The organism is Allokutzneria albata (genome assembly GCF_900103775.1).
GTDB classification, from domain to species: domain Bacteria; phylum Actinomycetota; class Actinomycetes; order Mycobacteriales; family Pseudonocardiaceae; genus Allokutzneria; species Allokutzneria albata.
Map to the genome: position 1 here is coordinate 1509436 of NZ_LT629701.1, position 19755 is coordinate 1529190.

16 protein-coding genes and 1 pseudogene are annotated in these 19755 nt (G+C 70.1%); 7 read left to right on the top strand and 10 right to left on the bottom strand.

The window, feature by feature from the left end; genetic code table 11:
- Nucleotides 1-27 precede the first annotated feature (27 nt).
- Nucleotides 28-1524, bottom strand: coding sequence for an alpha/beta hydrolase (locus tag BLT28_RS06500; protein WP_030433171.1), 1497 nt, complete (start codon nucleotides 1522-1524; stop codon nucleotides 28-30).
- Nucleotides 1525-1736: 212 nt separating this feature from the next.
- Between BLT28_RS06500 and BLT28_RS06505 the strand changes: the two genes are divergently transcribed.
- Nucleotides 1737-3863 (top strand): hypothetical protein, encoded by a 2127-nt coding sequence (locus tag BLT28_RS06505; RefSeq protein WP_030433172.1) that lies wholly within the window; start codon nucleotides 1737-1739, stop codon nucleotides 3861-3863.
- Between the two features lie 32 nt (nucleotides 3864-3895).
- Complete coding sequence (locus BLT28_RS06510; protein ID WP_030433173.1) at nucleotides 3896-4849, top strand: hypothetical protein; 954 nt, start codon at nucleotides 3896-3898, stop codon at nucleotides 4847-4849.
- 623 nt (nucleotides 4850-5472) lie between these two features.
- Here the strand turns inward: BLT28_RS06510 and BLT28_RS06520 are convergent.
- A complete protein-coding gene (locus BLT28_RS06520) occupies nucleotides 5473-6585 on the bottom strand; it encodes an erythromycin esterase family protein (RefSeq protein ID WP_030433174.1) in 1113 nt (370 codons plus the stop codon).
- Nucleotides 6586-6675: 90 nt separating this feature from the next.
- On the opposite strand from BLT28_RS06520, the gene BLT28_RS06525 reads away from it, so the two are divergent.
- A complete protein-coding gene (locus BLT28_RS06525) occupies nucleotides 6676-7371 on the top strand; it encodes a TioE family transcriptional regulator (protein WP_030433175.1) in 696 nt (231 codons plus the stop codon).
- A gap of 434 nt (nucleotides 7372-7805) precedes the next feature.
- A complete protein-coding gene (locus BLT28_RS06530) occupies nucleotides 7806-8321 on the top strand; it encodes a GGDEF domain-containing protein (RefSeq protein ID WP_052408116.1) in 516 nt (171 codons plus the stop codon).
- A gap of 28 nt (nucleotides 8322-8349) precedes the next feature.
- On the opposite strand, the gene BLT28_RS06535 is transcribed toward BLT28_RS06530, so the two are convergent.
- The 6 genes from BLT28_RS06535 to BLT28_RS06560 are packed head-to-tail and all read right to left on the bottom strand — an operon-like array spanning nucleotide 8350 to nucleotide 15277.
- A complete protein-coding gene (locus BLT28_RS06535) occupies nucleotides 8350-9669 on the bottom strand; it encodes an FAD-binding oxidoreductase (protein ID WP_197683984.1) in 1320 nt (439 codons plus the stop codon).
- Complete coding sequence (locus tag BLT28_RS06540) at nucleotides 9666-10829, bottom strand: hypothetical protein (protein ID WP_081900777.1); 1164 nt, start codon at nucleotides 10827-10829, stop codon at nucleotides 9666-9668. Before BLT28_RS06540 ends, BLT28_RS06535 begins: the two co-directional genes overlap by 4 nt.
- Nucleotides 10830-10849: 20 nt before the next feature.
- A complete protein-coding gene (locus tag BLT28_RS06545; RefSeq protein ID WP_030433179.1) occupies nucleotides 10850-11641 on the bottom strand; it encodes an ABC transporter permease in 792 nt (263 codons plus the stop codon).
- Nucleotides 11638-12363, bottom strand: a complete 726-nt coding sequence (locus tag BLT28_RS06550) for an ABC transporter ATP-binding protein (RefSeq protein WP_043813946.1) — start codon at nucleotides 12361-12363, stop codon at nucleotides 11638-11640. The genes BLT28_RS06545 and BLT28_RS06550 overlap by 4 nt, the downstream gene beginning before the upstream one ends.
- A gap of 2 nt (nucleotides 12364-12365) precedes the next feature.
- The gene (locus BLT28_RS06555) at nucleotides 12366-13607 is read right to left on the bottom strand and encodes an amidohydrolase family protein (RefSeq protein WP_052408117.1); all 1242 of its coding nucleotides are present in this window, start codon (nucleotides 13605-13607) and stop codon (nucleotides 12366-12368) included.
- 20 nt (nucleotides 13608-13627) lie between these two features.
- Nucleotides 13628-15277 carry a hypothetical protein gene (locus BLT28_RS06560; protein WP_156051746.1) on the bottom strand — a complete coding sequence of 550 codons (1650 nt, stop codon included), beginning with the start codon at nucleotides 15275-15277 and terminating at the stop codon, nucleotides 13628-13630.
- 554 nt (nucleotides 15278-15831) lie between these two features.
- On the opposite strand from BLT28_RS06560, the gene BLT28_RS06565 reads away from it, so the two are divergent.
- Nucleotides 15832-16050, top strand: coding sequence for a hypothetical protein (locus tag BLT28_RS06565; protein WP_030433183.1), 219 nt, complete (start codon nucleotides 15832-15834; stop codon nucleotides 16048-16050).
- On the opposite strand, the gene BLT28_RS06570 is transcribed toward BLT28_RS06565, so the two are convergent.
- On the bottom strand, nucleotides 16047-16463 hold the full coding sequence (locus tag BLT28_RS06570; RefSeq protein WP_030433184.1) for a DUF6292 family protein: 417 nt from the start codon (nucleotides 16461-16463) through the stop codon (nucleotides 16047-16049). The two genes, BLT28_RS06565 and BLT28_RS06570, sit on opposite strands and share 4 nt — an antisense overlap.
- Before the next feature lie 613 nt (nucleotides 16464-17076).
- On the opposite strand from BLT28_RS06570, the gene BLT28_RS06575 reads away from it, so the two are divergent.
- On the top strand, nucleotides 17077-17280 hold the full coding sequence (locus BLT28_RS06575) for a cold-shock protein (RefSeq protein ID WP_030433185.1): 204 nt from the start codon (nucleotides 17077-17079) through the stop codon (nucleotides 17278-17280).
- Nucleotides 17281-17997: 717 nt separating this feature from the next.
- Here BLT28_RS06575 and BLT28_RS41215 read toward each other — a convergent pair.
- Nucleotides 17998-18351: pseudogene (locus BLT28_RS41215) on the bottom strand (MerR family transcriptional regulator); the annotation flags it as partial.
- A 54-nt stretch (nucleotides 18352-18405) separates the two neighbouring features.
- Between BLT28_RS41215 and BLT28_RS06585 the strand changes: the two are divergent.
- Nucleotides 18406-19746 carry an MFS transporter gene (locus tag BLT28_RS06585; RefSeq protein ID WP_043813929.1) on the top strand — a complete coding sequence of 447 codons (1341 nt, stop codon included), beginning with the start codon at nucleotides 18406-18408 and terminating at the stop codon, nucleotides 19744-19746.
- Nucleotides 19747-19755 lie beyond the last annotated feature (9 nt).

Here is a 19755-nt window from a genome sequence, read left to right on the forward strand (position 1 = left end):
GGACTGAAGTGTCGGCGGACGGTTTTCTCAGCGCACGACAGGAGCCTTGGGCTGGCCGGTCTTCGGTGGCGTTTCGGCGCATTCCGTTCCGGGCGCGGGCAGTGCGCCGGTCTGGAAGTAGGCGTTCACCGCGGCGACCGAGCAGGGGTTGCCCGAAGCGGACGGTCCGTGCTCACCTCCGGCGACGCTGAGCAGTCGCCCGTGCAGGCGCTCGGCCATGGCGACACCGCCGACGTAGGGCGTGGCCGGGTCGCGACGGGACTGGATCACCAGCGGCGGCGTGGCCAGCCCGCGCTCGGCGATCCGCACCTGCGGGCTCGGCTGGTTCGGCCAGAACGCGCAAGCGAGGTCGCCCAGCATGAACTCGCGACCGTAGGTCGGGAACCGCTTCGCCAATGTGGCCGCATCACGTTCGTAGACGGCGACGTCGCGGGGCCACGCGTCCTCGCCGCAGGTGACCGCGAGAAACGCCGAGATCATGTTCACCGGCCTGTGCTCGCCACCGCCGCCGGGCAGTTCCTGGCCGAACTGCTCGGTCGCCTTGAACAGCGCGTCCGCGGTGCCGCTGCGGTTGAGCTCCACCAGCACGGCCTCGACCAACTGCCACGTGGCGCGGTAGTTGACGTAGAACCCGGTCGCGTTGAACAACGTGCGGTCGGTGGCGAACACCCCGGGGCGCTGCGGGTGGGCGATCGGCGCGTCCTTGAGCTTGAGCCGCAGCCGGTCCCAGGTGGCCGTCACCTCCTTGGCGGTGGCGCCGAGGCCCGCGGTGGCGTTGCGTTCGGCGATCCAGCCGAACATGTCCTGGGTGCGCAGTTCCTTGGCCTCGGCCTGGCCGAACCGGCTGCGCCGCCAGGCCCAGTCGGGGTGGATCGAGGAGTCGAGCACGAGCTTGTCCAGCGAGCGCGGGAAGAGCGTGGCGTACACCCCGCCCAGGTACGTTCCGTACGAGGCGCCCCAGTAGTGGATTCGTCGTTCCCCCAGCGCTTTGCGGACCTGGTCCATATCGCGCGCGGTGTTGGCGGTGCTGACGTGCCGGAGCAGGTCGCCGGAGCCCGTGGCGCAGTTGCGCGCCAGATCCTCTTCCGGCGCGTACGGCCGCTGAGCCGTGCGCGCGCCGACGGTGCCGCCGCAGTCGACGGGTGTGCCGTTGGTGGTGCCCCTCGGCGCGAAGCCGATGAGGTCGAACTGCTTGGCCAGCTCGGGATAGCCCTGCCACACCCCGACCCAGGCGAAGGTGCCGTCCGCGCCGGGGCCGCCGGGATTGGTCAGGATGGCGCCGCGGCGCCGCGCCGGGTCGGTCGCCCGGATCCGGCTGACCGCGATGGTGATCTTCGGGCCCCGCGGCTCGGCGTAGTCGCGCGGCACCGGCACCCGCGTGCACTCGATGGCCGCACCGGTTGGCGCGCCGGGGAAGTCGGCGCAGCTGCCCCAGGTGATCGGCTCGGCGTACGCGGGCACCGGGATCAGCGTGACGAGCGACAGCGCGCCCACCACCACGGACAGTTTTCGTTGGTACGCCACAGGTACTCCTGGTTCACCAGAGAACATTGCGCCACGAGCGTGCTGCGCACGCGTGGCACGGCGGTAGTGAGCGCGATCATGAGCTGGTTCTGCGGAACGCGGCTCACTGGCACTGACATGTGTCATAAGGCCCAGGTGACGGCGCTCATAGCCAAGATCGGCGAGGCGTGGTAGATGTTCGTGCCGGGCCGCGGAGTTCTTGGGGGGACTACATGGGGCGCCAGTACCGTTATTTCGCACTCTCGAACCACAAGCTGACCGCGAACAGCTACGACGTGCTCCGGAAAAACGGCGAGCGCGAAGAGGTCTTCATCGCGCTCGAGGGGTGGCGGCCGCGCAGTGCGAGCGACCGTTCGGGTGCTTCGGAGCACGAGATCGACGAGCGGCGGGCCCACCTCATCATCGACTGGAACACGGGGAACCGGTTCATGCCGTTGGACCGGCCGTTCCGGTACTTCGCCCTGACCGACGGCGAACACCCGCCGGAGGACCCGGTGGCCGTCGTGCGGAGGTGGGCCGACGAGCACGGCGACCAGGAGGACATGCTGGTCTCGATGCGGGAGTGGACGCCTGGCGTTCCGTTCCCGCAGGACGGCCTCGACGCCGTACTGATCGACGCGGCCGAGGTCGACCGCCTCGCCTCCGTCATGGAGGAACGCCGCAACGGCTTCGAGTTCTACCACTACCTCGCGATCGTCAACGACGAGCACGACGTCGACGATCCGGTGACAGTTGTACGGGAACGACCGGCGACCGGCGAGATCGAGACGTACACGGCAGGTCTGAAGTGGGAACCCGGTGGCACTCCGGGCAAGCGCGTGCCGATCACCGCCTTGGCGGCCAGGGAGTTCACCGACAGCACGATGCCGGAGCGCGTGCGCGAGGAAAAGCCGTACCGCTACTACGCGATCCTGATCGGCGACCACGCCCAGGTCACCGCCCCGGACGCAGTGGTGCGGCAGAAGATCTGCCCGCGCTGCCTGCACGCCGAGGAGGTGTACCGCCCGGGCGGACGCTGGGTTGCGACGAACGCGGTGATGCAGATCAGGGCGGGCGAGCGTCCCGGCAGAGTGGTCCCGATCAGTGAGGAAGTCGCGACCGCGCTGCGCGAAACGCGGACGCCCAAGCCTGTTCTTGAGCGCGAGCCGGCGCCGCGAACGGTGTACCGCTACTACGCCGTCGTGTCGGACGACCAGCCGGTAGATGACCCGCTGACGGTCGTGCGCGTGCGCGACGACATCGAGGAGGCGTACACCCCGACGTTGTGGTGGGAGCGGGCGACACCGGCGGGGGAGCGGGTTCCGATCTCGGCGAGCGCCGCGCTCCGATTCGAGGAAACGCAGTTCCGTCGCGTGTTCGGTGAGGTCCGCTTCCAGTACTACGTGGCTGTGAACGTCTTCCACCCGGACCCCGACGACCCGGCCGCCGTCGTCCGCTCCGTGACCGACGACCTGGGCGTGGTGCTCAAGGAGAACTACAGTCCCGATGGGCAGTGGACTCACGTTCCCTGGCCCGACGAGCGCGCACTCGTGCCGGTCTCCGCCGGTAAAGCCCCGCGGCTGAGGGAGATCTGCGATGCGCGCCGGACCGAACCGCTGTACTACTACCGGGGTCGGCTGAGCGACCCTTCCCAGGACACACCGGAAACGCTCACCCGCTACTGGGACGACCTCGGCAACATCTGCGCCCAGTACTTCAGGAATGGCAGATGGAACGACATCGAGGCCTCGTTCTACAGCAGCTCGGACACGGCGCATCGCGTGCATCCGATCGGCATCGACGCGGTTCGGCGCTTCGAAGCGCAGGGCAACCACGACACGCCCGAGCCTGAGCCGGTGCGCGAGTACACCTACTACGCGCTGACCTCCGACGACGTCCCGCGTCCCGCACCGTTCACCGGCCTCATCCGCGTCTGGTCGGAGGGTAAGCGTGAGCGCGAGGAGCGGTTCAGCTCCGTCGACCGCTCCTGGTCGACGAGCTATGTGCGGGAGGACTACCGATACGGCAAGGAAGAGGTCGAGCTCATCGCGGTCTCCGAGGCGGAGACCTCGCGGGTGCAGGACATGCTCGTCGCGCGCTGGCAGCGGTTCCAGACAGCCCTGAACGCGTACACCTACTACGCGATCACCGACGCTACTCACTCGCTGCGAGACCCGGTGGCATTCGTCCGCATCTGGCCGACCGTCGACGGAGAACGAATCGAAGAGTACGTGCGCGGTTCGGGCTACGGGAAGTGGGAGCCGAGGAGGGGGCGACCCGCTGGCGATGCGGTCGAACTCACCGAGGCCCTCCGTCACCGTCTCGAGAAGCGTGCGTACGAGCGCTTCGAGAGGCCCTGATCTCTGTCCACAAAGGACCAAATGGGGGATGCGTGAGGTACATCGCACTGCTGGACAGCAATCGTCCGATCGAGAACCCGTTGATGGTCGTGCGCGTCGACGACGGCCGCGAAGAGGCTTATGTCCCTGGCTGTGGCTGGGAACAGTGCGATCCGTTGTGCCGCACCTGGTTCATCAACGTGGCGATCACCGAGGAGCAGGCGCTCGCGCTGCTGCCGAACCTCGAACCGACGGGGCCGTTGGAGGACAGGGACCCGGAGCGCTCCGAACTCAGGATGTACGCCCACGAGGGCTATCACGAGGACACCTACTACTACGCGATCGAGACTGACGAGTACCCGTTCGACAACCCGTTGACCGTGCTGCGACGGCACTGGCTGACCGACCGAGAGATGCACTACACGACTGAGCTGCGCTGGGAGCGCGGTTCGGTCGAAGGCAGACGCGCTCGGATCAGCACGGCCGACGCCGACAAGGTGAAGGACATCGTGGCGATGCGCGTGTCCGGGGACGCGACGCACCGCTACTACGTGATCACGAACCCGTTCGAGCCGGACGTCGACAATCCGGCACTCATCGCGCGGGAACGCATCGGCTGGGGCAGCGAGTACCACGAGCACTACAACGGCGGATGGATCGGTTCGAACGCGATCTACAGCGTTGGCAACGGTTTTGTGAACGGTGAGTTGACCCCGGTCAAGGCGGAACGCGCCGCACGTCTGGTCCAGAGCTGGACGCCCCGGCCCGAAGGCACCCGCGTCCGGTACTTCGCGTGCTTCGACGGTCGCGATGCTCCGCGGCTGCTTGTGCGAGTACGGGAGGAGTCGGGCGGGCTGCGGGTTGCGGAGTATCGCCCTGAGGATGGGGGGTGGTACCTCGGGGACATGGGCAGCTATCGACGGGACTACGACCTTGTCGAGATCAGTGAGGAAGCTGGTGCGGGCTGGGCTTCCGGCTTGCGCCGGTACCAACGTGGGCAGGCTTGACCTGGGGCCCCTTGCGCGTGCCCTTGGGCCTCTCAGGGGCACGGGATGAACTGCGGCCGTCGCGACGAGCGTATGGCACGCGCACCCCAGGTGAAGCCGGCCGTTCCAGCGGTGGCTTGCGTTCGCTGGAACTGGGCACGTTCCGTCGGCTCAAGGGTGCGCCCATCGCCGACAAGCCCGAGGCGTACGGGATCACGGTGAAGGACGCGTCGTCGAAGCGGTGGTACCACTTGGAGTACGAGGAGGCGTCCACCACCTCGACCGGGCTCGCGGAGCGGACCCAGCGGCTCGACACCGAGGTCGGCCACGGGCAGGAACGCCTCGATCCCGCGCGGGCGCAGCAGGTCGCGCTCGCATGCGTCCTGCTGGCCGACCCGGACGTGGTGGTGCTCGACAGGACCACGGCGATGCTCGACCCCGGCGCCGCACGGGCGGTGGAGCGAGCACTCGCCGCGGTGCTCCACGGAAGGACCGTCGTCGCGATCGCGCACAGGCTGCACACCGACCACGACGCCGACCGCATCGCGGTGCTGGACAACGGGCGGGATCACCGAACTCGGCGGACATGCGGATCTGCTTGCCGCACAAGGAACTTGCGCGATGCTCTGGCGGTCCTGGAACGGCTAGGCGGTGTTGATGTGCAGCACCGCGTCCGTGCCGTCGAGAAGAGTTCGGTCGATGGGGAAGTAGCCCCGCATCGGATTGATGTCGGTCCGCTTGCGGCCCGGAGCGACCTCCTTCGTCAGGCCCCAGGTGGGGAATCGGCTCTGCAGGTGGGCTTCATAGGTGTCCGCTTCGGGCTGCGCCAGCTCGATGGTCGCGCTGGTGCCCAGGCTGCAGACGATGACGGTGTACCGCTCGCCCAGCAAGGAACCCACGATGGCGCCCGCGGAGTGGAACGTGACGTCCGTCGCGCCCATGCCCATCGTGCTCGGGCTCCGCTGCAAGTGGATGTTGTGCGAGTAAACCAGGGTCGGTCCGCGCCTGGCCTCGATGCTGCGGATGTCCATGAGGTGCTGCGCCATGAGCGCGTCCCGAGTCTCGGTCAGGAGGGGAAGCCGCTCGGCCGGGTCGATCCGCTGCGCGCACTGCTTGTGGTAGCGCAGCAGGTCGAGCGCGGCGACGAGGTGCGTCTTCACCCTGTGCCACTCGTCGAGCGGCATCTCCGGCGCGCGGGCGTGGAGCTTGGTGAGCATGTCGTCGGCGATCACCCGCAGCTGCTCGGCCTCGGCAGTGGCACCGACGGACATGGCCGGGTCCATCACCGCTTCCGTGCGGCTCCACCGCTCGTCCTCACCGACCAGGTCCGCGAGGTCCACGTCGAGCTTCAGTCGGTCGCGGGCGTATTCGAGGTAGGGGCGCGGGCTGGGCGCGCTCATCGTCTCCATTGGAGCGTCGAAGCCGTGGAAGGACAGCCGGTCCTGCGCCGGCCGGTTCTCGTTGTACTCGTGCATCCAGGCGACCAGCCGCCGGTTGCCGTCGAGCTGACCGAAGTCGTGGGAGAAGCCCTCGCGCATCGCCTCGTCGAGGGTTCCCACGCCCTTCTGGACGAAGTCGTTCACGGCCAGCGCGGCGACCCGGTCGGTCTCCAGGGCGACCGAGCGGAAGCCCCTGTCGACCAGCCGGGGGAGGAGGTCGTTGCGGAGCCGCGCGAACGCGGGCTCCTGGTGGGTGGGCTCGCCCAGGCCCAGCAGCTCACACGAGGCGGGCACGAATGCGGTGATGTCCTGACTCATGAGGCTCAAGCGTATCGTTGAAAGTTCGAGGTAAACTTTCCTCGAATGAGCCCGGAACATGGCAGGTGAAGTATCAAAGCAAGACTAACCCTGCGCCCGGCCGACCTCGCGCGGGAGCACGGCATCTCGACCCAGGCGGTCCGCAACTACGAGCGCGACGGCTTCCTCCCGCCCGCGTCCCGGACCCCGAGCGGTTACCGCGTCTACACCGAGGTGCACGCGGCGGCGCTGCGCGCCTTCCTCGCGCTGATCCCGGCCCACGGCCACGCGGCGAGCGGTCAGATCATGAACGCGATCCACTCCGACGAGATCGGCCTGGCCTTGACGATCATCGACCGCGGTCACAGCCAGGTGCTCCGGGACCGTGAAACCCTCGCCGCGGTGCGGAAGGCCGTCGACCACCTGACGTCTTCGGCTCCGCCCGTCTCGACGCGCTCCGGCACCTGGACCGTCGGCGAACTCGCACGCCAGCTGGGGGTCACCCCGGCGACCGTGCGGAACTGGGAGGACGTCGGCATCCTCACCCCCGAGCGCGACCGCGCCACCGGCTACCGCGTCTTCCACCCCGACGACGTCCGCGATGCCGAACTCGCCCACCTGCTCAGGCGCGGTGGCTATCCGCTCGACCGGGTGTCCACTGTGGTCCACCACATCAGGACGGCCGGGAGCACCGAGGCGCTGTCCCGTGCTTTGCAGGAATGGCAGGGGAAACTGACCGCGCGGGGGCTGGCGATGCTCAGTGCGGCCACGCGGCTGGACGACTACCTCGGTTCCCGTGGTCGGTGACGAGACGGCCCGCCAATGCCCCGTTCGGTGCGAACGGTAGTCGGCGCTGGGCGGGTGGGGTGATCGGCCATGTCCGCCGTGTGCACGTTGCAGAATGGAAAACGACTACGGTCAGTTACTCGTCGATTTCGGTGCGTTCTCCGCTCCCCGCGGGTTCCGCGTGGGGGGACCGGGTGGCGGGCAGCGGGGTAAAACGAGGCCGTTCTCGGCTGAAAAGCGCAGGTGGGAACGCGGGGAAACGGGGGTAAAGGGGGGCAGGAAGGCGGAGGTACGCCACACTTCGGAAGGGGGCGAACCTGGACCACATGCAGGGGCAGCAGCAGGACAGGGGTGCGACCACCGTTTGCGGCGATGAACTCGGCGTGACCGCGGCGAGCCGGAACGGGAACGGGACAGCCCATGCCAAGCCGCGCTGCCACGCGTGCGGACAACCGGTGGGGTTCTGGGCCACCGACAAGCTGACCGGGCTGCTGGACCGCTGGGGCTGGGACGAGCAGGCGCCGCGCGCGCTGGCCGGGTCCCGCGAGCGCGGCAGGGGCGCGGCGCTGCTGGTGATCGACTTCGACCACTTCAAGCAGGTCAACGACCTGCACGGGCACCTGGCCGGGGACGCGGTGCTGACCGCCATGGGCAAGGTGCTGGTGGAGAGCACGCGCGCGGGCGACGTGGTGAGCAGGCTCGGCGGCGACGAGTTCGCCGTGCTGATGCCCGACACCTCCCTGGACGAGGCCGTCGCGGTCGCCGAACGCGTCGGAGCCGCCGTGCGCGGGCTGAGCGTGCTGATCCCGTTGGGGCTCAACGGAACCACCATAGGGCGGCACAGCGCCTCGATCGGCCTCGCCGCCTCCCCGGAGCACGGGGGCGACCTGCGGGACCTGCTGCTGCGCGCCGACTCCGCGCTGCTGGCCGCCAAGCGGCTGGGACGGGACCAGGTCCGGATCGCCGACTAGCCCCGGTCGGCGATCCGGATCCGCAACCTCAGCGCGACGGCAGCTTCCCCGGGTTGAGCAGGCCCTCCGGGTCGAAGCGCTCCGCCGCCTCGCGGATCTCGTCGAGGTTGTCGTTGTGCAGCAACCACGTGTGCGGATCGTGCACTTCGACCCCGACGGCGTTGAGGCCCTCGATGCCCGCGTAGAGCGCGTCCGCGCCGTCGAAGCGGCACAGCAGCATGCCCACGAGCCCGCGCCCGTCCACACCGGCGGTGCGGTCGACGCGGAAGCCATCCAGGTGCAGCAGGGTTCCAGGGAGCACGGCGCGCACTTCGTCCGGTCGCGTGGTGAGCGCTTCGCCGTGCACCTGGAGGTGGCACAGCTCCGGGCGGGCTTTGCGCGCGCGGTGCGTGACGTGGTTGAAGGACAACGAAGCCAGGTACGCCGCGCCCTTCTCCCGCACCGCCTCGACGATGCCGCCGTGTGAGGTCACGGTCTGGCTCGCCGACGTGGTGCACGACTGGTCGATCACGGCGCGGACGCTGAACCGCCCCTCCGGGATGGCCTTGTCCTTCGGGTAGGTCTCCAGCACGCCGGGCTCGTCCACGGAGAGGATGCGCGGCGCCGGGTCCAGGCGCAGCAGCTCGTGCGCCGCGGCCAGCGCGGCCTCCTCCTCGGCGAAGGAGGCGAACAACCCGATCCAGTCCCGGCGCGGCACCAGGGCCACCGTCGCGGTCGCGATCACCCCGGTCACCCCGTAGGCGTGGATGTGCGGAGCGCACTGTCCACTGTCGACAGTGATCAGCGAACCCTCGTCGGTGCAGGGCGCGATGTCCATGCTGTGCACGTACTCGTCCCAGGTGAAGCCGTTCTCCACCGAGCCGGTGCCGCCGGAGCCGCCCGCGATGAAGCCCGCGATGGCGCTGCCTACGGTGGACGGCATGATCGCGATCTCCTGGCCCTCGCGCCGCGCGGCGGCCTCGATCGCGGCCAGCGACACCCCGGCCTCCGCGCGGATCCAGCCGGGGCCGATGTCCAGGATGCGCGCGCACCGGCTGGTGTCGATCACCAACCCGTCGCGCAGCGGGATGCCCTGGCCGTAGTTGCCGGTGCCCTGGCCGCGCGGGGTGACCGGGACGCGGTGCCGGTGCGCCAGCCGCACGGTGCCCGCGATCTGCTCGGGCGTGCTGGGGTAGGCGACCACGTCGGCCAGGCCCGCGGGCAGCTTGGCGGCGAGGATCGGGGACATGTGCGCCCAGTCGGTGGAGGCGACGCGGCGGGCGGTCGGGTCCACCGACACCGCCTCCGGGCCTAAGAGGTCCTCCAGGTCCCCGATCAGCGCCGCGAGGTCCGTCACGGCCGCGCTCACGACGTCAGGCCGATGGTCGGGTCGACGAACTCGTTGGTCGCGATGTCCTCGACGGTCAGGTTCTGCCGCAGGGGCTTGCGCTGGGTGACCGCGATCGGCGAGACCACCTCGATGATCCGCTTCACCCGCTCGGCCTGGAAGTCGCCGATGGTGGCGTTGTGCCCGTTGCCGACGATCTTCAGCTTCTTCTGCTGCTCGGTGCTGAACGCGGCCTGCTCGGCGGTGTAGGAGACGCCGACCCGGTACTTGCGGTCCAGCTCGACGATGAGCTTGTTCACCGGCTCCGGCGCACGCACGTAGTCCACCTGCGCCCGCTGGATCATCGGCACCAGCTTCTTCAGGCAGGGCGCCAGCTCGGCCTTGCGGTTGGAGCGGACGGACAGCGCCTCGGGGTAGATCGGGAAACCCGCCTCGTGCAGCAGCTGGAACTTCACCGGCTTGCGCCACTGCGCCAGCTGCTTCTCGTAGAGGAAGGGCTCCATCGTGGCGAAGCCCTGCTGGGCGACCGAACCGCCCGCCGCGACGAAGGCGGCCGGGGAACCGTCGTAGCCGCCGTCGACCTGGCTCGCCTTGAGCACGCCCGAACCGGTCAGGTAGTCCATCAGCGTGGCCGAGGAGTAGTAGAGCACCCTGGTGTCGGTGCGCCCGATGTCGGCGATGGTGTTCCAGGTGGGGTGCTTCTGCGGGTCCCACATGATCATGTGCGGGCCGATGTCCAGCGGCGCCACCACCGCGGTCGTCGGCTGCGTGCCCGAGAGCATCACGGCCTCGTCGGTGTTGATCTGGCCGAGGGTGATCGCCGGGTCCTGGTACATCAGCGAAGTCGCGGTCTGGAAGCCGATCGCCGGTCCGCCGGCGCGGATCTCCAGCTTCACGCCGGTGTCGGCGCCGCCGGACACCAGCCGCCCGGTGACCCGCTTGCGGTCGGCGTCGATGGTCGGGTTCGGGCCCAGCAGCTGGTAGCTCGCGCCGTGCTCGGCCTCGGGGATCCAGTCGGTCTGGAGCACCACCGTCTCCGGGCAGACGCCCTTGAGCACCTGGTCACCCGTTGCCGAGGACAGCTGGGCGGGCACGTCGTCCCGCGTGTTGCCGCAGGCGGAGAGCGCCAGTGCGGCCACGAGCCCTCCCGCGGTGAGCACCAGCCTGTTGCCCCTGTACATCCGACTCCTCACGTTCGCGGCTAGGAAGCCGCCGCGGGATCGCGCACGGACTCGTGCCACGGACCCACCACTCGTCTTGCCAGAAATCCGAAGAACCAGAACACGGCGATCCCCAGCGCCGAGGCCAGCAGCACCGCGGCGAACATCTGCTCCGACTGCAACCGCGAGCGGTAGAGGTCGATGAGGATTCCGATCCCGGGTTCGCCCTGTTTGAAGAAGAAGTCGCCGACCACCGCGCCGATCACCGACAGCCCCGCGGAGATCCGCAGGCCGGTGAAGATCGCCGGGAGCGCGGCGGGGAACTGCAGCTTCCACAGCCGCGTCCACCGCCCCGCGCCGTGCAGCGCGAACAGGTCCAGCTGCGCGCTGTTGACCGACCGCAACCCGAACAGCGTGTTGGCGATCAACGGGAACAGCGCGATCAGCACGCACACCAGCACCCGGCTGCCGAAGCCGAAACCGAACCAGAACCCGAACAGCGGCACCAGGGCCAGGATCGGGATCGTCTGCAGCAGCACCGCGTACGGGTAGAGCGAGCGCTCGACCCACTTGGCCTGGCTCATCGCCACGGCCAGCCCCACGCCGACCACGAAGGCGATCACCAGCCCGGTCATGGCCACCCGGGCGGACAAGGCGAGCGCGGTCAGCAGTTCGGTCAGGTTGTCCGGATCGCCGAAGCCGACCGCGAGCACGTCGTGCGGCAGCGGCATCAGGAACCGCTCCTGCTCGCCGAGCAACAGCAGGCTCGCGGCGTACCACAACCCCACCGCGGCGAGGAGGACCAGTGCGGGCGGGGCGAATCGGCGGATCACCCGGCACCTCCGCGAAGGCAGGCCGAGATCTTCCCGGCGAGGTGGGTGAAGTCGTCCTCGAACCGCAGCTCCGGGGACCGGGGATGGCCGAAGGGCACCGCGAAGTCGCCGATCACCCGTCCGGGGCGGCCGGAGAGCACGAGCACGCGGGTGGAGAGGTAGACCGCCTCGGTCACCGAGTGCGTCACCATCAGCCCGGCGAACCCGCGCAGCCGGAACAGCCGCAGCAGCTCGTCGCCCAGGCGCTGCCGGGTGATCTCGTCCAGCGCGCCGAAGGGCTCGTCGAAGAGGAACAGCTCCGGCTCGACCGTGAGCGAGCGCGCCAGCGACACCCGCATCCGCATCCCGCCGGAGAGCTGCCCCGGCCGGTGCCCGGCGAAGTCGGACAGCCCCACCAGCTCGATGGCCTCCTCGGCGCGCCTGCGGCGTTCCTGCTTCGGCAGGTGCCGCAGCTCGGCCAGAAGCTCCACATTGGACTGAACGGTGCGCCACGGCAGCAGCGTCGGGTCCTGGAAGACGTAGCCGACGCGCTCGGTCGCGCGCCGCACGGTGCCCTCGCTCGCCGTGCTGAGCCCGGCCGCGATGCGCAGCAGGCTGGTCTTGCCGCAGCCCGAGGGGCCCACCACGCTGACGAACTCGCCTGCGGCGACGTCGAAGTCGATGTCGGCGAGTGCGGTGGTGCCGTCCGCGAAGCTCTTGCCGACACCGGTGAAGCCGAGCATGGTCACGTGCCTTCTCCGGAGACAGGGGGGAACTCGCGGATCAGCCTGGTCCGGCTGACCACGCGGCCACGGTGGATCACGACCCGGTCGGCGCTCGCCTCGGCAACGGCCTCGGCCACGCTCGTCGCGCGGATGGCCAGCAACTCGGCCGGAAACCCTTGTCGCACCTGGACTTCCGGCAGGCCCATGGCGGCGCGCGCACCGGAGCTGACCGCGTCGTAGGCGACACTGGGGTTCAGGTGGCCCGCCGAGACGAGCAGCGCCGCGGCCTCCAGCGGGTCGCCGCGGCCGATCGGGTTGAACGGGTCCTGGACGTTGTCGCCACCGCCCGCGACGGTCGCCCCGGCGGCCAGCAGCTCGCGCAGCGCGGTCAGGCCGCGCGGCGGGGCGCCGTTGTGCTCGCGGCTCTGGAGGCCGAGATTGGTCTGCGGCAGGCAGATCACCGCGATACCGGCCGCGGCCACGCTCTCCGCCACGCGGGTGGCGACCTCCGGTGGCTGCATGCCCAGGCTCACGCAGTGGCTCGCCGCAGCTCCGCGCGTGAACCCGGTCGTGCGCACCAACTCCGCGAAGTGCTCCAGGTAGAGCACGCCGGGGTCGGTGGTCTCGTCGGTGTGCAGGTCCACCGGCACGCCGAGCTCGTCCGCGATCGCCAGGCACACCCGGTGGCACTCTTCGGGATTCGGGTCGGCGTAAGGGAAAGCGCCGACCGCGTCCGCGCCCATCTCCACCGCCGTCCGCATCAGCGCGCGGTTGTGCTCCCCGGCCGCACCGCTGAGCGGCACGTCGACGAACGCGACGAGCTGGAGGTCCAGCCGGTGGCGCAGGGACTCCCGCACCTCCAGCAGGGCCTTCAGGCAGCGCAGGTCCGCGACCCCGCCCACGTCGACGTGACTGCGGATCGCGGTGGCCCCGCTGGCCAGCGACATCAGCGCCGCCTCGGTCGCGCGCCCGACGATGTCCTCGTGCTGCATCGACGGGCTGAACCCGCGCCACAGCTCGATCGCGGAGACCAGGTCCCCGGCCGGGTTCTCCACCCGCTCCGTGGTGAGCGCCTTGTCCAGGTGCGCGTGCGGCTCGGCGGGTGCGGGCAGCAGCAGGTAGCCGCTCAGGTCCAGCTCCTGCGACCCGGCCGCGAGCGACCCGGCGGGGCCGACCTCGGCGATCCGGTCACCGCTGAGGCCGACATCGACCGTCTCGCCGGTGGCCAACCGCACGCCGCGCAGCACCAGGCTCGTCTCCACGCGCGTGGACTCCTCTGTCGTCATTTCCGGTTCGCCGGCTTCCGGGGGGACAGGCCGAGGTGGACCAGCCGTTCGTCGAACTGCGTCACGTCGGGGGAGCGGGCCCAGGGCTGCAGGCTGCGCCGGACGTCGAACATCCACTCGCCGAGCCGGACCGAGCTGTGCCCCGCGGCGATCTCGGCGATCTCCTCCAGCACCCGCACGGCCTCGGGGATCTCCTTCTGCAGCACCAGGGCCTTGGCCCGGTCGATCAACCGGAACCCGCGGTTGCGCACCAGGTCCGGCGCGGTCAGCTCCAGCGCGCTCTCCGAGGCCTGCAGCGCCCGCTTGGACTGGTTGAGCCGCACCCACGAGCCGGCCTGGAAACCCACGGTGAACCCGCGGTCGACGAAGTACAGGTACTCGGGGTCGTCGTCGGCCAGCCGGTCCGGCAGCAGGTTCTCCATCCGGTTCAGCGCCCGGCTGGTGGCGACCTCCTGGCCGTCGGTGGCGTAACCCCACGCCGCGATCTGCTCGGCGTAGGTGGCCAGCAGCCCGCTTCCGGACTGCGCTGCCCACCCGCGCGCGGCGAAGACGTGGTCCAGCGCCTTCGGGATCTGCTCCCGGAAGACCGCCATGTGGGCGAGGCAGCAGTGGATGAAGGTGATCGTCCGGATGTCCTTGATCTCCTGCGCGGCGGCCAGCCCCTCCTTGAAGTAGCGGTCCGCCGCCGGGTACCGGCCCACGTCGTAGAGCAGCCAGCCGGCCAGCTGCGACAGCTCCGCGTAGACCTGGACCAGGTCCCGCTCCAGTGCCGAGCGGGAGACGGTGCCGAGCATCTCGCCGACCACCGACCGGTACCGCAGCACCGCCTTGAGCACCGGCTCCGGCCCCTTGGAGTCGTCGAGGTGGCGGCACATGCCGGTGACGCTCTTGAAGATCTCGATGGTGGTGGCGTCCGGCCGGTGCGGCGAGAACGTGGCGTTGGCCAGGCGTTCCCGCTCCTCCAGCCGCAGCTTGCGGACCACCGGCAGCCCCGAGACCCCGCCGAAGACCTGGGCGAGGCGGAACAGCGTCTCCTGGCGCCCGGGGTCGGGCTCGGTCCTGGTGACCGCGCGGAACAGCTCGAAGGACTCGTCGCGGGTCGGCACCAGCAGCTGGTCCAGCCCGTCGGGCTGGGCGGGCTCCGGGAGGAACAGGTCGTCGGCGAGCCGTTGTCCGGGGGACTCCGCGGGTGCGGGCGGCAGCGGCGACGGGCGCGGGCGGTGCGGGTCGAGGTAGCCGAAGTCCGCGGCGTCGATGCGCGCCTGGTCCTCGGCGCTGTAGCTGGCGTAGGTGCTTTCGGTGACCAGGGCGCGCGCGGCGGCGCAGTACATCCTTGCCAGTACCGGCAGGACCCACACCGAAGGCCGCCGCCCGCCGTCGGGCCACATCTCGTAGTCGTAGAGGCGCTGCACGCGCAAGGTCGCGGTGGCCGCGGGATCGAGCCGGTTGAACTCGTCCACCACGTGCGCGGCACTGCGGTTGTGGGCGATGCGGTACAGCCGCAACGGGCTCGACGGAATGTCGAATGCGAGCACGTCGACGATCTGCTCCCAGGAAAAGCCTTTCTCACGCAGCTCCCGGGCGCGGAGCTGGGCGCGCGCGGTCTCGCTGTTGTTCGGGCTAGCCGCGACCATCAGAACCGGCACCTCCCGCTCCTTCCGGCCGTGGCCGCGCCTGAACTCGTGAAGGCACATCCTGTCGGCAGGGGGCGGTTGTCGGCCACGGCGCGGGCCGCTCCGCGGGGAATTGGGGTAATCCACGCCGTCCGTCGCGGAGAACGCGCTGTTCAGCGCGGTGGGAACGGGGGTACGCCCGCGGTGATCGCCGGGGGTATGCCGCCGGGCGCCCGCGCGCCATCCTGGGAGTGAGTGTCGTCACCCCAGACCCGCCTGCGGGGTCGAGCAGCGTCGCCGAAGACCCGCTGGCGGGGTCGAGCAGCGTCATGGACGGATACATGTGGTTGAACTCTTGCCTTTTCGGCTCACCCGGTTTTCGGCCGATCATGACGATACCCGCCCCGGGGTGCCGTGTCTTTCCTCCGGTGGTCGGCTGATCGGCCATGGCTGACCACACCGGTTTGCTCGTCTTCTGCCTGGCAATTATCGCCGTAGTCGGTTCGTCCGAATGGTGGCATCGGAAATTCGAGAGAAGGACCGGCGTGCACTGCCTGTTGTGCGGTGCACTTCGACTTCTTGAAAATGTGCTCCTCGGGACGGGGCACTCGACCAGGTGGGCCCGCCGCGCCGACTCGGCCCCCGACGACGTCTGGCACGCCGTGACCAACGCCGGGCAGCGTTACGCGCGGATGTGCTGCGGCGCGTCGCTGCACGACGTGGACGTCGACGTGGTGGCCCGTCGTCCGCGCGGCCGGAAGTGCTCGCGGTGCGCGGAGCGGGTCACCACGGTCGGGCGCCGTTAGGTCCGGGCGTAGCGGGCGAGGTGCAGGGCCAGCTGGTCGCGTTCAGTGGTGGTGGGGAAGACCGGTTCGGCCGAGCCCGCCCCGCGCCCGGCGATCACCTCGGCGACGAACCGGGCGACGACACCGGGGGCCGGGGCCACGTGCTCGCTGGCGAGGTGGGCGATCACGGCGGCGGGCTCGCCGGGAGCGGTCTCCACGGCGACGGCCCACCCGTGCCCCTCGCTCCACACCAGCATCAGGTCCCTCGCGGGGCGCTCGCGGGAGCGGTGGGGCAGGCCCAGGTAGGCCGTCGCGGTGTCGCTGATCTCGAAGGAGGTCGCCTCGGCCGGGATCCCGACCGCGTCGGCGACGGCGTTCAGATAGCCCGCCAATCCGCGGTCGAGCGGAATTCCGGCGGCTGCGACGTCTTCCATGCCCGCCAGGTTATGTGCGAGCACGGTAATCGGTCGACCGCCGGAAACGGATCAGTGCGAGCGGCGCCGGGCCGGGACGGCCGCATCGCCGGAAAAACGAACGCAGGTCACGCGCCGGGCCGTGCCGCGGGGGAGCGGGCGGGCCGCGGATTCCCCGGAGGCCGGGTGGCTGAAAACGGGTGTGGCGACGGTGGCGCCACGGTTCGGATAACGGGTGACAGTGATGAGAACTCCTTGGGAAGCATGAGGGCCGCGCCACGCTGTTGACCCGTGAAACCCTTGGTACAAGGGGAAGAAGGGCTCCGCGTCGCGGGTGGAGCAGGGGATGCGGGTACCGGTGTTCGGTACCGTCCTGCGCTGCTCGTCTCCGCTCACTGTACGCCATCCCGCGGCGCGCCGCGTTTTTCGCTTCGCTTGACGGGGTGTGCGATGCGTGCTCTACTGGTTTTGGTTGAAGGTTTTTGTGTCCGTCTTTTCTTCCGACGCTCGCAAGGATTTTTGAGCGAGCGTGTCAGGATGTCTTGGGTTCACCGAATTTCCTGGTTTGCGCGCTTGCCGCCCGGCCCGCTCGATCGAGCGCCGCCGCAAGTTTGACGCGATGGGATTCACCAGCATGACTCAGGGCACCGTGAAGTGGTTCAACGCCGACAAGGGCTTCGGGTTCATCACCCCGGACGACGGCGGCGCGGACCTCTTCGTCCACTTCTCCGAGATCAACGCGGGCGGTTACCGCAGTCTCGACGAGAACGCCCGGGTGCAGTTCGAGGTCACCCAGGGCAACCGTGGTCCGCAGGCCACCGCCGTCAGCCCCGTCTGACAGCGTGCCCGTTCGAGGGCACAGCACTTCCGCGAAGGGCGTCCACCACCGGTGGGCGCCCTTCGCCGTACGCGATCACGACGACAACGGTCAGCCCAGGGGTTCGCTGCGCCAGGTCCACGAGGCGCGGCGCGGGCGGCCGGGCAGCTCGCCGCGTCCGGTGGCCCACAGCAGGGTCGGCCATGGCACGGTCGTGGTGGGGGCTTCGGGGAAGAGCCGGGCCAGGGCGCGGGTGCACAGTCCGCTCGGCGGATCCCAGTGCAGGCCAAGGCCTTCGGCGAGGTCGTGGGTGTGCACGAGGGTTTCCACGATCCCCATCGCGGCGAAGCCCTCGGGGTCGGAGACGCCGTTGCTGTGGAAGGCGCGCTTCCCCGACGGGGCGGTGCGCACCATCGCGACGAGCAGTGCGCCGCTGGCCTCCAAGACCTGCAACAAGCCTTCGGGACCGGCCGAGCGGTCGGCGTGCACGGCGTTGCGCGGACCGCCGGGCCTGCGCGCCTCCCACAAGAACGGCACGTTCCCGGTCAGCGGCGGCGACTTCGGTCCGAGTTGGACGGCGTAGGCGAAGAGGTCGTCGCTGAGGTGTTCGACGGTCTCCCAACAGTCCCATTCCAGCCCGCCCGCTGTGGCGTCCCAGGCGTCGGCCGGGGCCTCCCGCAGCGTCCGCACCGCGAGGTCGACGGCCTGGGCCAGGTGCTCGGGCAGCACCGGCGGCCGTTCGCTGACGGTGTTGAGGTAGGTGGTGATCGCGTCGCGGTTCCTGGCGAGGCAGCTGACGCGGGCGTCGAGCTGGTCGCGTTCGCGGCGCAGCGTCGCGAGCAGTTCCGCGGACGCGTCGGTGACCGTGATCGAGCACGGCGTGTCCAGGCACGGCAGGATGTCTTTGATGATCCTCGTGGGCACTCCGGCGTCGAGCAGCCCCCGGATCTGGATGACCCGCTCCACCAGTGCCTCGGGGTAGTCGCGGTAGCCGTTGGCCTCGCGCTGCGGGGAGAGCAGCCCCTGCTCCTCGTAGTAGCGCAGCAGGCGCGCGGGCACGTGGGTGCGGTCGGCCAGCTCTCCGATGCGCACGGCACACCACCTTCCGATCCGGGCTTTCCTTCACACTAGTGTGAGGGTTCGAGCATGGGCCACATGACCCTCGCGCTGCTGTCCCTCGCGCAGTTCCTGATCGCGCTGGACTACTCGATCATCTTCATCGCGCTGCCCAGCATCGCCGGTGAGCTGGCCCTGGCGCCCGCCACCGCGCAGTGGATCGTCAGCGCCTACGCCGTGCTGTTCGCGGGCTTCCTCGTGGTGGGCGGGCGGCTGACCGACCGAGTCGGTGCCAAACCGCTGTTCATCCTCGCCATCGCCGGGTTCGGCGTGGCCAGCGCGGCGGGCGGGCTCGCCGAGGACGGCGGGGTGCTGCTGGCCGCGCGCGCCGCGCAGGGACTCGGGGCGGCGTTGCTGCAGCCCGCGGTGCTCGGCCTGATCGGGACGACCTTCCCGGCCGGGCCCGCGCGCAGCCGGGCGCTGGTGGTGTGGGGCTCGGTCGGCGCGTCCGGCCTGGCCGCGGGCGCGATCCTGGGCGGCCTGCTCACGGTCGTCTCGTGGCGGCTCACCTTCATGATCAACGTGCCGTTGACCCTGCTCTGCGCGGCCGGTGCGCTGGCCTGGTTCGCCCCGGCGACCGACCGCAGCACGCAGCGCATCCCCGTCGGCGCCTCGGTCCTCGGCACGGGCGCGGTGCTGTCCCTGGTGCTCGGGCTGACGCTGGCCGCGGAGCAGGGCTGGGGCTCCACGCTCACGGTGATCAGCCTCGGTCTCGGCGTGGTGCTGCTGGCCGCCTTCATCCGCAACGAGCGGACCGCGCGCGCCGTGCTGATCGAGCCGGTGCTGCGCCGCACCTCCTCGCTGCGCGCCGGAGCACTGGCGACCGCGCTCTACATGGCCAGCGTCGGCGCGGAGTTCTACCTGCTGACGCTGTTGCTGCAGAAGATGAAGGGCTACACGCCGTTGGAGGCGGGCCTGGCCTTCCTCCCACTGGCGATCATGGTGACCGCGGGCAACACCGCGGCCGGGCGGGCGGCGCAGCGCTTCGGCGCGCGTGCCGCACTGGTCGCCGGGTTCGCGCTGGCCGCGATCGGTCTGCTGTGGATCTCCCTTGCGCTGCAGGGAGATTCCTACGTCCTCCACCTGCTCCCGGGCATCCTGCTGAGCGGCTTCGGGCACGGCGTCATCTACACCTCGATGTTCACCATCGGCACCGGCGACGTGCCCGCGGCGCACCAGGGCACGGCGGGTGCGCTGCTGACCACGTCGCAGTACCTGTCGGGGGCGATGACCGTGGCGGTGCTGACCCTCGCGCTCGGCGCGTCCCCCGGCCACGGGAACTTCCAGGTCGCGTTCCTGATCACCGCCGCGGCCGCGGCCGGGGGCGTGGTGCTGGGCCTGCGCCCATTGACAAAACGAGTTTTTACGTAAAAACTCAGT

Bases quoted from the DNA above. Each gene is read 5' to 3' on its own strand.
- BLT28_RS06505 (WP_030433172.1), top strand. From the start codon at position 1,737: ATGGGGCGCCAGTACCGTTATTTCGCACTCTCGAACCACAAGCTGACC.
- BLT28_RS06520 (WP_030433174.1), bottom strand. From the start codon at position 6,585: ATGAGTCAGGACATCACCGCATTCGTGCCCGCCTCGTGTGAGCTGCTG.
- BLT28_RS06540 (WP_081900777.1), bottom strand. From the start codon at position 10,829: ATGTACAGGGGCAACAGGCTGGTGCTCACCGCGGGAGGGCTCGTGGCC.
- BLT28_RS06550 (WP_043813946.1), bottom strand. From the start codon at position 12,363: ATGCTCGGCTTCACCGGTGTCGGCAAGAGCTTCGCGGACGGCACCACC.
- BLT28_RS06570 (WP_030433184.1), bottom strand. From the start codon at position 16,463: ATGGAAGACGTCGCAGCCGCCGGAATTCCGCTCGACCGCGGATTGGCG.
- BLT28_RS06575 (WP_030433185.1), top strand. From the start codon at position 17,077: ATGACTCAGGGCACCGTGAAGTGGTTCAACGCCGACAAGGGCTTCGGG.
- BLT28_RS06585 (WP_043813929.1), top strand. From the start codon at position 18,406: ATGGGCCACATGACCCTCGCGCTGCTGTCCCTCGCGCAGTTCCTGATC.